This is a genomic window from Arenibaculum sp., assembly GCF_035998295.1.
GTDB lineage: Bacteria > Pseudomonadota > Alphaproteobacteria > Azospirillales > Azospirillaceae > DASYHS01.
In genome coordinates, this window is the sequence record NZ_DASYHS010000117.1 from 1 (window position 1) to 11,925 (window position 11,925).

The window sequence follows — 11,925 nt, forward strand, 5'->3', positions numbered from 1 at the left end:
CCGGTCCAGGCGAGCCCGGCCAGCAGCAGCAGCGGCAAGGTGCGACGGGCGGCCATGGCGTCCTCCTCTCCTGAGACATTCGCGAATCTAGGGCATCTCCGCCCCGCGGCAAACCGCGGCGCCGGGTTGACGGGCCGGCGCGCCAGGGTAGCATTCTCCCCGCATAACGGGAGGCGGGCGGGACATGCGGGACGTCGTGATCGTCGGGGGCGGCCACAACGGCCTGGTCTGCGCCGCCTACCTGGCCGCGGCCGGGCTGTCGGTGACGGTGCTGGAGCGGCGCGGCGTCGTCGGCGGCGCCGCGGTGACGGAGGAGTTCCACCCCGGCTTCCGCAATTCCGTCGCCTCGTACACGGTGTCGCTGCTGAACCCGAAGGTGATCCGCGACCTCGACCTCGCCGGCCACGGCCTGCGCATCGTCGAGCGCGAGGCCTCCAACTTCCTGCCGACCGATGACGGCCGCTACCTGATGACCGGCCCCGGCCGCACCCGGGCGGAGGTCGCGAAGTTCTCCGCCCGCGACGCCGACGCGCTCGACGCCTATGGCGAGCGCCTGGACGCGATCGCCGACGTGCTGCGCGAGGTGGTGCTGGAGACGCCGCCCGGCCTCTCCCCCTCCGGCTGGCGCCAGACCCTGTCCGAGCTGGCGCGCGGCGGCCGGCTCGCCAACCGGCTGCGCCGGCTCGACCTGGAGCGGCGGCGCGACCTGCTGGACCTGTTCGCGAAGTCCGCCGGCGACTATCTCGACGGCTGGTTCGAGAGCGAGCCGGTCAAGGCGGCCTTCGGCTTCGACGGCATCGTCGGCAACTACGCCAGCCCCTACACCCCCGGCTCGGCCTATGTCCTGCTGCACCACGTCTTCGGCGAGGTCAACGGCAAGAAGGGCGTGTGGGGCCACGCGATCGGCGGCATGGGCGCCATCACCCAGGCCATGGCGGGCGCCGCCGCCGCCCGCGGGGTCGAGATCCGCACCAACTCCCCCGTGCGCGAGGTGCTGGTCGAGAAGGGGCGCGCCGCCGGCGTGGTCACCGCCGCCGGCGAGGTCGTGCGGGCGCGCGCCGTCGTCTCCAACCTGAACCCGAAGCTGCTCTACCTGGACCTGATCGACCCGGCGGCCCTGCCGGCGGAGTTCCTGCGCCGCATCCGGCAGTGGAAATGCGGCTCCGGCACCTTCCGCATGAACGTGGCGCTGTCGGAGCTGCCGGACTTCACCTGCCTGCCCGGCCGCGGGCCCCACCACACCGCCGGCATCATCCTGGCGCCCAGCCTCGCCTACATGGACCGCGCCTGGATGGACGCGCGCGCCCATGGCTGGTCGCGCCGGCCGATCGTCGAGATGCTGATCCCGTCCACGCTCGACGACGGGCTCGCCCCGCCCGGCCGGCACGTCGCCAGCCTGTTCTGCCAGCAATTCGCGCCGGAACTGCCCGACGGCGCGTCCTGGGACGACCACCGCGAGACGGTCGCCGACCTGATCGTCGACACGGTCACCGAATACGCCCCCAACTTCAAGGCGTCGGTGATCGCCCGCCAGGTCCTGAGCCCGCTCGACCTCGAGCGGGTCTTCGGCCTGGTCGGCGGCGACATCTTCCACGGCGCGCTCAGCCTGGACCAGATCTTCTCGGCCCGGCCGATGCTGGGCCATGCCGACTACCGCGGCCCGCTCCCCGGCCTCTACATGTGCGGCTCCGGGACCCATCCCGGCGGCGGCGTCACGGGTGCGCCCGGCCACAACGCCGCGCGCGAGATCGCCGCCGACTTCGCGCGGCGCCGGAATCCGTAAAGGATTGCCGTTGCCGTCGGCGTCCGGGCAACGATACGATCGAATGAAGAAGGAAAGCGCTACGGGAGGATGGCGATGACCGAGACGGCGGCGCTGGCCCGGGCATCGACGCTGCCGGCGTCCTGGTACCGCGACCCGGAGATCTGGGAGCGCGAGCGGCACGCGATCTTCGCGAAGGAATGGACCCTGTTCGGGCGTGAGGCGCAGTTCCCGGCGCCGGGCAGCTACCTCGCCGGCGAGGTCGCGGGCTGGCCGGTCTTCGCGATCCGCGACCGCGACGGCGCCCTCAAGGCGTTCCACAATGTCTGCCGGCACCGCGCCGGCCCGATCGTCTGGGACGGCGAGGGCCGCTGCGACGTGCTGCGCTGCCGCTACCACGGCTGGGTCTACGACACCGCCGGCAATTTGCGCCGCACCCCCGACTTCGGCGAGGCGGAGGATTTCGACAAGGCCAGGTTCTCCCTGTTCCCGGTCCGGGTCGAGAGCTGGCGCGGCCTCGTCTTCGTGAACCTCGACGCGGACGCGGCGCCGCTCGCGGACTGGATCGGCGCCCTCGACGACGAGACCGCCCCCTACCCCATCGAGGACTACCGCTTCCACGGCGAGGTCGTGCACGAGATCGCGTGCAACTGGAAGACCTATGTCGACAACTACGCCGAGGGCTACCATGTCCGCGACGTCCATCCCGGCCTCGACCGCGAGATCGACAGCGGCGCCTACGAGGTGCTGCTGAAGGACCGCTACGCCGTCCACCAGGCACCCCAGCGCTCGGGCGCCAGCTACACCGGCCTGTGGGTGTGGCGGTTCCCGACGCTGGCGCTCAACGTCTACGACGACGGCATGAACGTCGAGCGCATGGTCCCGGTCGGCCACGACCGCACGCGGCTCGTCTACAACTTCTTCTTCCGCGACACCTCCGAGGCGGCACAGGACCGCATCGCGGCCTCGCTCGCGATCTCGCGCGAGGTGACGCTGGAGGACGCGCGGATCTGCGAGGCGGTGCAGCGCAACCTCGACGCCGGCATCTACGAGGCCGGCCGCCTCAGCCCCCGGCACGAGAACGGCGTGTGGTTCTTCCACGCCCTCGTCCGGCAGGCGCTCGCCGCTTGAACGATAACGACCGACAACGAACGGGAGGAAATCCATGCTGAAGACCGTCATGGCGGGAGCGGCGCTGGTCCTGGGCCTTGCGGCGGCGCCGGCCCAGGCCGGCCCGGTGCTGGACCGCGTGCAGGCCACGAAGACGCTGACCCTGTCCTCCGATCCCGCCTATCCGCCGCAGTCCTTCCTCGACGAGAACAACCAGATGGTCGGCTTCGACATCGACGTCGGCCGCGAGATCGCGCGCCGCCTCGACGCCGAGCTGGAGATCGTGACCCCGGCCTGGGAGATCATCACCGCCGGCAACTGGGGCGAGCGCTGGGACATCTCCGTCGGGTCCATGACGCCGACGACCGAGCGCGCCCGCGTGCTGGAGTTCCCGGCCGTCTACTACTACGTGCCCGCCAGCTTCGCGGTCCACGCGGCCTCCGACGTCCAGACGATCGAGGATCTGCAGGGCAAGCGCATCGGCGTGTGCGGCGGCTGCACCTACGAGGCGTACCTGAACGGCGACCTGGTGATGGACGCGCAGGGCGTGCCGCCCTTCGAGTACCTGGTGGAGCCGGGCGAGGTCCGCATCTACGACACCGACACCAACGCCTTCGACGACCTGCGCCTGGGCGACGGCGTGCGGCTCGACGCGGTGATGTCGGCGCTGCCGACGCTCCAGGAGGCGATCCGCAGCGGCATGCCGCTGCGCCTCGTCGGCGACCCGGTCTTCTACGAGCCGCTCGCGGTCGCCGTCGACAAGGGCGACCCGGAATTCGCGGCGAAGATCGCGGAGATCGTCCAGGCGATGCACGAGGACGGCACGCTGTCGACCCTGTCGGAACGCTGGTACGGCGTCGACCTGACGCGCGTGAGGCAGTGAGCGCGGATGCGATGACCGCCGATAATGCGTGACGCGATCCCGGGCGACGGCGCCGGACGCGCGGCCCTGCTGGCGGCGGCCTTCGCGGCCGTCGTCGCGGCCGCGAGCTGGATCGACCTGAGCGGGACGCTCCTCGGCCGCGCATTGCTGCCCGCCATCGGCTCGACCTTCGGCACGGCGGCGGACGGCACGCCGCACGGCGCACGGCTGGTCGTCGGGCTGGTCGCGGCGGTGCTGCTGGCGGCCAACGTGCTGGCGATCCGGCTGCTGCCGTTCCGCCTCCAGGTCGCGGTGGTCTGGCTGGAGCTGCTGGCCCTGGCGCTCGCCTTCTTCGCGGGCTTCGACCTCAGCTACGCCTTCATCGCCGACCGCCTGCCCTTCCTCGTGTTCCAGGGCGCGGCGATGACGGTCTACGTCTCGGTCGTCTCGATCGTGCTGTCCTGCGTCGTGGCGCTGGTCGCGGCCCTGGCCCGGATCTCGCGCAGCGGCCCCGCCCTGGCGGTCGCGACCTTCTACATCTCGTTCTTCCGCGGCACGCCGCTGCTGCTCCAGATCTACCTGATCTATCTCGGCCTGCCGCAGCTCGGCCTGGTCATGGAGGCGGTGCCGGCCGGCATTCTGGCGCTGACCTTGTGCTACGGCGCCTACATGGCCGAGATCTTCCGCGCCGGGATCGAGGGCGTGCCCCGGGGCCAGCGCGAGGCGGCGATGGCGCTCGGCCTGCGCGAACGCCTGGTGATGCGCAAGGTGATCCTGCCGCAGGCGTTCCGAATCGTCGTGCCGCCGATCGGCAACCAGTTCATCGCGATGCTGAAGGACAGCTCGCTGGTCTCGGTGATGGGCGTGTGGGAACTGATGTTCGTCGCCCGCACCCAGGGCCGGTCGGAGTTCCGGCACCTGGAGATGCTGATCACGGCGGCGCTGATCTACTGGGCCCTGTCGATGGTGTTCGAGCTGATCCAGTCCCGGATCGAAGCCCGGTTCCGGGTCGCCCAAAGATAAGGCCCGCCTACTTGCCTTCGGCCGCGCGCAGGATCGCCTCGACGACCTGCCGGCGCTGCTCCCCGTCGAAGGGGCTCGTGCCCAGGATCTCCTGGAGCAGCAGGCCCTCCATCGCAAGCCACAGGACGACCGCGACGTCCGGCGCCTCGCTCTCCTGCGCTATCGCCGCGACGGCGCGCTCGCTCGCGCACCGCGCCGGCTCCAGAAGCTGCGGGTTCTCGGCCATCGCCGCGAGCATGCTGTGCGCGGCCTTGCAGTTCATCGGCGCGCGCTCGAGCTGCGCGGCCAGGACCGCGCGCAGCGTCCGGTTCGGCCCCTCGGGCAGCCGTTCCATCGCCTCGCGCTCGCGCTCCTCCTGGCGGTCGACGAAGCGCTGGACCATCGCCTGGAGCAGTGACTCCTTGCTCGGAAAGTTGTAGAGAAGACCCCCCTTGCTGACCCCCGCACGAGCGGCGACGGCGTCGAGCGTCAGGTGCCGCGCCCCGATCTCCGCCACCAGCTCCGCCGCGGCGTCCAGCACCTGGGCTCTTGAGCTCGGCCGTCCGGCCATTCCTTTACCTCCGGTAAACGTCATCGTCCTTCGCCGGATTGATGCAGTGCAGCAGCTTGAAACTGTACCGTCCAGACGGTATGTAATTGGGCCTGAGCAGCCCGTCTGCCAAGCGGTGTCGACTCCGCTTTTCCGGGACTGCGCTCCGATAAGGTCCTCATCATGCTCAAGCGCATTGCGATCGTGTTCGTCACCCTGGTCCTGCTCGTGGTCCTGGCCGGGGGGCTGGTCGGCTTCAACCTGTTCCGCGACGCCAAGATCGCGGAGTTCTTCGCCAACATGCCGGCCAAGACCGTCACGATCTCCGCGACCGAGGTGGAGCCGCGCTCCTGGCGCCCGGGCATCGAGGCGATCGGCACGGCCAAGGCGCAGCAGGGCGTCGACATCGCGGTCGAGACCAGCGGCGTGGTCGAGGAGATCGGGTTCGAGGCGAACGAGCGGGTCGAGTCGGGCAAGGTGCTGCTGCGCCTGGACGATTCGGTCGACCGCGCGCAGCTCGGCGCCGCGAAGGCCGAGCTCGACCTCGCGAACACCCAGCTCGCCCGCCAGCAGGAGCTGCGCCAGCGCGGCGTCGCGACGCAGGCCGCCTATGACGAGGCGGTCGCCAAGGTCGCGACCGCGCGCTCGGCGCTGGCGCGGCTGGAGGCGCTGATCGCCCAGAAGACCATGTCGGCGCCGTTCGCCGGCGTGATCGGCATCCCGCGCGTCGACGTCGGCGGCTACGTCCAGCCGGGCACGACGGTGGCCACGCTGCAGGACCTCGACCGCATGAACGTCGACTTCACGGTCCCCGAGCAGGTCGCCGGCCGGCTGAGCCTCGGCCAGACCGTCGCCTTCGGGACCCGGGTCGGGCAGTTCGCCCTGGAAGGCCGCATCGTCGGCATCGACCCCAAGGTCGACCCGCAGACCCGCCTCGTCTCGGTGCGGGCCTCGGTCGACAACACCCAGGGCGACCTGCGCCCCGGCCAGTTCGTCCACGCCCGCGTCGACCTTCCGCAGGAGGACGGCGTCGTCGTCCTGCCGCAGACCGCGGTCGTCCCCAGCCTGTACGGCGACTACGTCTACCTGGTCGAGGCCGAAGCACCCGCCGCCCAGGCCGACACGGATGCCGCCGCGCCGCAGACTACCGAAGAGGCACCGCCGGCCCTGCGCGTGCGCCAGGCCTTCGTGACGACCGGGCGGCGCGACGGCGCGCTGGTCGAGATCGTCGAGGGCGTGGAGCCCGGGCAGACCGTCGTGACGTCGGGCCAGAACAAGCTGCAGGGCGGCATGCTGGTGAAGATCGACAACACCGTCGATCCCGTCCGCGTCGCCGAGACCCGTTGAGGAGACCGCAGCCGTGAACTTCTCCGAGATATTCATCCGGCGGCCGGTCCTGTCGACCGTGCTCAGCCTGCTGATCCTGCTGCTGGGTCTCCAGGGCATCCTCGACCTGCCGGTGCGCCAGTACCCGGAAGTGGACGAGACGGTCATCACGATCCAGACCGCCTATCCCGGCGCCGACCCCGAGCTGGTCCAGGGCTTCATCACGACGCCGGTCGCCAAGGCCGCCGCGACCGCGGAGGGCGTGGACTACGTCACCTCGGAAAGCATGCAGGGCCTGAGCAAGGTGTCGGTGTACATGCGCCTGAACACCGACCCCGACATCGCGCTGACCGAGGTCATCTCGAAGACGCAGCAGGTCCGCCAGCAGCTTCCCGAGGACGCGGAGGACCCGATCGTGCTGAAGGGCACGGGTCAGACCTTCGCGCTGATGTACCTCGCCTTCACCAACGAGCAGATGTCTCCGATGCAGATCACGGAGTATCTGACGCGGGTGATCCAGCCGCGCCTCTCGACGATCGACGGCGTCGGCGACGCCGAGATCCTGGGCGCCCAGACCTTCGCGATGCGCGTCTGGCTGGACCCGATCCTGCTGGCCTCGCGCGGCATCACCGCGTCCGAGGTCGTGACCGCGCTCCAGTCCAGCAACTTCCTCGCCGCCCCGGGCCAGACGGAGAACCAGCTCGTCGCCTACGCGGTGAAGGCGTCGACCACGCTCCAGACGCCCGAGGGCTTCGGCGAGATCCCGCTGCGCAGCGGCCCCGACGGCATCGTGCGCCTGCGCGACGTCGCACGCGTCGAGCTCGGCCCCAAGAGCGACGACGTGAAGGTCTCGTTCGCGGGGCTGCAGGGCACCTTCATCGGCATCCACACGACCCCGTCGGCGAACCCGCTCGACACCGCGGCCGCGGTCACGGCCGCGCTGCCGGACATCCGCGCCTCGCTGCCCAAGGGCATGGACGCGTCGATCGTCTACGACGCCTCCTCCTTCATCCAGGCGTCGATCTACGAGGTGTTCAAGACCATCGCCGAGGCGGTCGCCATCGTCGTGCTGGTGATCCTGCTGTTCCTGGGCTCGTTCCGCTCGGTCGTGATCCCGATCGTGACCATCCCGCTGTCGCTGGTCGGGGTGTGCTTCTTCCTGTACCTGCTGGGCTACTCGCTGAACACGCTGACCCTGCTGGCGATGGTGCTCGCGATCGGGCTGGTCGTGGACGACGCCATCGTCGTGGTCGAGAACATCCACCGCCACATCGAGGACGGGCAGAAACCGCTCGACGCCGCGATACGCGGCATGCGCGAGATCTTCGGCCCGGTCGTGGCGATGACCGTGACGCTGGCGGCCGTCTACGCGCCGATCGGCTTCACCCAGGGCCTGACCGGGGCGCTGTTCCGGGAGTTCGCGTTCACGCTGGCGGGTGCCGTGGTCCTGTCGGGCCTCGTCGCGGTGACGCTGTCGCCGATGATGTCGGGGCGCCTGCTGCGCCAGCACGGCAGCGGCGGCGGCGGCCGCTTCGCCCGCTTCGTCGACCGGATCTTCGAGCGCCTGAGCGGCTGGTACGCCCGCCGCCTGTCCGGCTCGCTGAACTACCGGCCGCTCGTGCTTCTGATCGTCGTGGTGCTGATGGGCACGACCGCGTTCCTGTTCATGAAGACCTCGTCCGAGCTGGCGCCCGAGGAGGACCAGGGCGTGCTGTTCGCGATCGTGAGCGCGCCGAAATACGCGACCTCGGACTACACGAAGCTGTTCGTGGAGCAGATCGAGGACGCGACCGCCGGCATCCCCGAGGTCGAAACGGCGTTCTCGATCACGGGCTTCGGCGAGAACAGCTCGGCGATCGCGATCTGGAAGCTGAAGGACTGGCACGACCGCGAGCGCACCCAGAAGGAGATCCAGCAGGACATCCAGGCCGGCGTCGACGGCGCTGCCGGCGTCGAGGGCTTCGTCTTCTCGCCCCCGTCCCTTCCGGGCTCGGGCGGCGGGCTGCCGATCCAGCTCGTCCTGCGCTCGACCGGCGAGCCGGAGCGGATCCTGGAGGTCGCCGAGGAGGTCCGCCGCAAGGCCCAGGAGAGCGGGCGCTTCATCGTCGTCCAGAACTCGCTGTCGTTCGAGACGCCGGAGGCGCGCTTCACGATCGACCGCGACCGCGCGGCCACCCTCGGCGTTTCCGTGCGCGAGATCGGCACGGCGCTCAACGTCCTGCTGGGCAACGCCTCGGTCACGAAGTTCGACCGCGACAACCGCAGCTACGACGTGGTCCCGCAGGTCGACCAGGCCGACCGGCTGACGCCGGAGAGCCTGGACCGTTTCTACGTGCGCAGCGCCGGCGGCGAGATGGTCCCGCTGTCGGCGGTCCTCACCTTCGAGACGGGTGCGGCCGCGACCAAGATCCTGCAGTTCAACCAGCTCAACTCCGCGACCCTGTCGGCATTGCCCCTGCCGACGGTGACCACCGACGAGGGCCTGGCGGTGCTGGAGAACCTCGCCCGGGCCGAGATGCCGGACGGCTTCTTCATCGACTACGCCGGCCAGTCGCGCCTGGCGGTGCAGGAGGGCAACTCGCTGATGCTGGCCTTCGGGCTGGCGGTGATCGTGATCTACCTGGTGCTGGCGGCCCAGTTCGAGAGCTTCCGCGACCCGTTCATCATCATGATGTCGGTGCCCCTCTCGATCTTCGGCGCGCTGATCCCGCTCAACCTCGGGCTCGCGACGCTGAACATCTACACCCAGGTCGGCCTGCTGACCCTGGTCGGGCTGATCACGAAGCACGGCATCCTGATGGTGGAGTTCGCGAACGCGCTGCGCGAGCAGGGCTACACCAGGCGCGGCGCGATCGAGGAAGCGGCCCGGGTGCGCCTGCGGCCGATCCTGATGACGACCGCGGCGATGGTCCTGGGCGTCTCCCCGCTGCTGAGCGCGGCCGGCGCCGGTGCTGCGGCGCGGTTCTCGATCGGGCTGGTGATCGCGTCCGGCATGTCGATCGGCACGCTGTTCACGCTGTTCGTCGTGCCGATGTTCTACACCCTGATCTCGCGCCGCGACGACCCCCCGGCCGAAGGCGCGCAGGAGGCCCCCCGCCCGATGCACGCCAAGGCCGCCTGACCGAAAACCCTCTCTCCCGCACGACGGGAGAGGGCCCCATGAAAATCCCCTCTCCCGTGCAACGGGAGAGGGAGGGGCCCGGCCAACGGCCGGGAGGGTGAGGGCCGGCACCCCCACCTACCACTCCCCCATCCCCTTCCCCCCAGGCCCTCGCTTTCCCGCCCTTCCCGCCCGTCCGGGCACGCCCTCGCCCCGTCTCGCGAGCCTGCCACAAACGCTTGACAGCCCGCGGCCATCCGCCTAAATACGGGCTCCGCTCGCCGGCTGGTCCGGCGGGCCGGCACCACGGAATGGGCGCGTAGCTCAGCGGGAGAGCATCGCCTTCACACGGCGGGGGTCGTAGGTTCAATCCCTACCGCGCCCACCATTCCGAGCTTCAGGAAAAACGACCGGTTAGCTACAGGGTACAAGTGCCCAGAAGCCCCATCTGGATCGTGCTGTCACACTGGCCTCACAGTGACAGACGAACGGAGTGGCTAACTTCCGCAAGCGGGGGACTTCCTGCCAAGTGAAGGTGCGCTGGGAGTCGAGATCGGCTCCGTTCGTCCCCACCAACTGCTCCAGCGTGCTTGCACGTTCGTATCCGACCTTAATGCCCCGCCTCTGTCTCGATAGAATCAAGGCGGTTGTGTCATCCGCCCCAGAACCTGCAACTTCATTTGTGAGACGCACTCAGCAGCGGCTCGGGATGCCTCAATAGGGCAAGGCCCAAGGAGACGCGGCTGCTCCCATACAGCGTCAGGGTCTGAGCTTTGCGAATGTTTGCCCTTGCCATATTTTCACGCATCAGGCAAACACGAAAGTTCATGGTGAGAGTGGATGGCATGCGGCACGCTAACGTACTTATAACAGATGTCGACAATACTCTATTTGACTGGGTAAAGATTTGGCACTCTTCATTCTCCGCAATGCTAGATGAATTGGTTTTGAAAAGCGGTATCAGTAAAGCCGACCTGATTTCTGAGATAAAGCTAATCCACCAACGGCACGGAACATCAGAGTATGCGTTCTTGATAGAAGAAATACCGAGCCTGAAGAGAGAACTTAGCGGCGAAGAAATTTTGGAAAAATATGATAGCGCAATTTACATGTACAGGAAGTTGAGGAAGGCGAATCTAAAGTTATATCCCGGTGTTCTTGAGACCTTAACGTTCGTTAAGGCGCGCGGGACGCGAATAATCGCGTTCACCGAATCGATGGCCTATTATACATCTTACAGGCTGAAGAAGCTGGGGCTGGATGGCATAATAGACGTTCTATACTCTCCGGAAGATCATGACCTACCGGAAAACATTTCATCCAAGCAGAAGCTGAGTTTATCAAGTAATGCATCTCAACTTGAAAAGACCAAGCACCTTTATACGCCGAGAGATGCTAGAAAGCCGGATTCAGAAATACTGAAGAAGATAATTTGCGACGCGGGGTCTGACCCTGAGTCAGCGGTATACGTTGGCGATAGCTTAATGAAAGATGTCGTGATGGCTCAACAAGCGCGAGCTATCGATGTTTATGCTGAGTATGGCACAGCCCATGAGAGGCAAGAATACGAGCTTCTACGGAAGGTGACTCATTGGACCGAGCAGGACGTGGAGCGCGAGAAGACGCTTAGGAGAGAAAGCGTTGAACCGAGCTTTGTTCTACGTTCCGCGTTTTCTGAGCTTCTCGAATTTTTTGAATTTCACCCTTTGGAGGGATAGATGTGCCCACCAAAAACCCAGCTTGAGCTACAGGTTGAAGTCTGGAAGAAAATCATCGACGTTCAGCAACATTTCAATGAAATTGAAATGAAGATTAGGGGGTTGGCCATAACAGTTGTCGGAGCCATCTTTGGCGCTATTGGCTTCGTCATAAAGGAGAAGGTGACTATAAGTCTTCACGGCAGCAGTTTTCCGGTTGATATAGCTCTTTTATTTGTCGCTATATTCTCGATTTTGGGGTTCTGGTTTATGGACCGCCACTGGTATCACCGCCTGCTAATTGGCGCCGTCAAGCAAGCTGCTGAATTAGAAGCTCGCCTTGAAGGGCAAATTCCAGGTATTTCTCTGGGCAGCAAGATTAGCAAAGAAAGCGCAATTATATATTTTGGGAAGAAAATTAGGTCGTCGGATAAAATTTCTCTTTTTTATGGCGGGATGCTGGCTCTTGCGCTCAGCATCACTATGTACAGAGTTCACGCGGGACTAGGGATTATA

9 protein-coding genes and 1 tRNA gene are annotated in these 11,925 nt (G+C 67.0%); 9 read left to right on the forward strand and 1 reads right to left on the reverse strand.

Translation table 11 applies throughout. From position 1 onward, the window contains the following. Window positions 1–184 precede the first annotated feature (184 nt). From VGO20_RS11995 to VGO20_RS12010, 4 genes are all read left to right on the forward strand, one after another. Window positions 185–1,783: a phytoene desaturase family protein gene (locus VGO20_RS11995; RefSeq protein ID WP_327502581.1), complete on the forward strand. Its 1,599-nt coding sequence runs from the start codon at window positions 185–187 to the stop codon at window positions 1,781–1,783. Window positions 1,784–1,858: 75 nt separating this feature from the next. Next, window positions 1,859–2,893 carry an aromatic ring-hydroxylating oxygenase subunit alpha gene (locus VGO20_RS12000; protein ID WP_327502582.1) on the forward strand — a complete coding sequence of 345 codons (1,035 nt, stop codon included), beginning with the start codon at window positions 1,859–1,861 and terminating at the stop codon, window positions 2,891–2,893. Window positions 2,894–2,927: 34 nt separating this feature from the next. Continuing rightward, the gene (locus VGO20_RS12005; RefSeq protein ID WP_327502583.1) at window positions 2,928–3,755 is read left to right on the forward strand and encodes a transporter substrate-binding domain-containing protein; all 828 of its coding nucleotides are present in this window, start codon (window positions 2,928–2,930) and stop codon (window positions 3,753–3,755) included. Between the two features lie 24 nt (window positions 3,756–3,779). After that, window positions 3,780–4,757, forward strand: coding sequence for an amino acid ABC transporter permease (locus tag VGO20_RS12010; protein ID WP_327502584.1), 978 nt, complete (start codon window positions 3,780–3,782; stop codon window positions 4,755–4,757). Window positions 4,758–4,764: 7 nt separating this feature from the next. Here the strand turns inward: VGO20_RS12010 and VGO20_RS12015 are convergent, their stop codons facing one another. Beyond that, window positions 4,765–5,307 carry a TetR/AcrR family transcriptional regulator gene (locus VGO20_RS12015; protein WP_327502585.1) on the reverse strand — a complete coding sequence of 181 codons (543 nt, stop codon included), beginning with the start codon at window positions 5,305–5,307 and terminating at the stop codon, window positions 4,765–4,767. 162 nt (window positions 5,308–5,469) lie between these two features. On the opposite strand from VGO20_RS12015, the gene VGO20_RS12020 reads away from it, so the two are divergent. The 5 genes from VGO20_RS12020 to VGO20_RS12040 form a co-directional block, all read left to right on the forward strand. Then, on the forward strand, window positions 5,470–6,633 hold the full coding sequence (locus tag VGO20_RS12020; protein WP_327502586.1) for an efflux RND transporter periplasmic adaptor subunit: 1,164 nt from the start codon (window positions 5,470–5,472) through the stop codon (window positions 6,631–6,633). 13 nt (window positions 6,634–6,646) lie between these two features. Then, window positions 6,647–9,733, forward strand: coding sequence for an efflux RND transporter permease subunit (locus VGO20_RS12025; RefSeq protein WP_327502587.1), 3,087 nt, complete (start codon window positions 6,647–6,649; stop codon window positions 9,731–9,733). A 292-nt stretch (window positions 9,734–10,025) separates the two neighbouring features. Then, window positions 10,026–10,100 (forward strand) — tRNA-Val (locus tag VGO20_RS12030). Window positions 10,101–10,539: 439 nt separating this feature from the next. Then, window positions 10,540–11,430: an HAD family hydrolase gene (locus tag VGO20_RS12035; protein ID WP_327502588.1), complete on the forward strand. Its 891-nt coding sequence runs from the start codon at window positions 10,540–10,542 to the stop codon at window positions 11,428–11,430. Next, window positions 11,431–11,925 (forward strand): hypothetical protein (locus VGO20_RS12040; RefSeq protein ID WP_327502589.1); only part of this gene is annotated, 495 nt, incomplete at its 3' end.

Excerpts from the sequence above, each read along its gene's own strand:
- VGO20_RS12010 (WP_327502584.1), top strand. The coding sequence starts at position 3,780 with ATGCGTGACGCGATCCCGGGCGACGGCGCCGGACGCGCGGCCCTGCTG.
- VGO20_RS12005 (WP_327502583.1), top strand. The coding sequence starts at position 2,928 with ATGCTGAAGACCGTCATGGCGGGAGCGGCGCTGGTCCTGGGCCTTGCG.
- VGO20_RS12020 (WP_327502586.1), top strand. The coding sequence starts at position 5,470 with ATGCTCAAGCGCATTGCGATCGTGTTCGTCACCCTGGTCCTGCTCGTG.
- VGO20_RS11995 (WP_327502581.1), top strand. The coding sequence starts at position 185 with ATGCGGGACGTCGTGATCGTCGGGGGCGGCCACAACGGCCTGGTCTGC.
- VGO20_RS12015 (WP_327502585.1), bottom strand. The coding sequence starts at position 5,307 with ATGGCCGGACGGCCGAGCTCAAGAGCCCAGGTGCTGGACGCCGCGGCG.
- VGO20_RS12000 (WP_327502582.1), top strand. The coding sequence starts at position 1,859 with ATGACCGAGACGGCGGCGCTGGCCCGGGCATCGACGCTGCCGGCGTCC.
- VGO20_RS12035 (WP_327502588.1), top strand. The coding sequence starts at position 10,540 with ATGGTGAGAGTGGATGGCATGCGGCACGCTAACGTACTTATAACAGAT.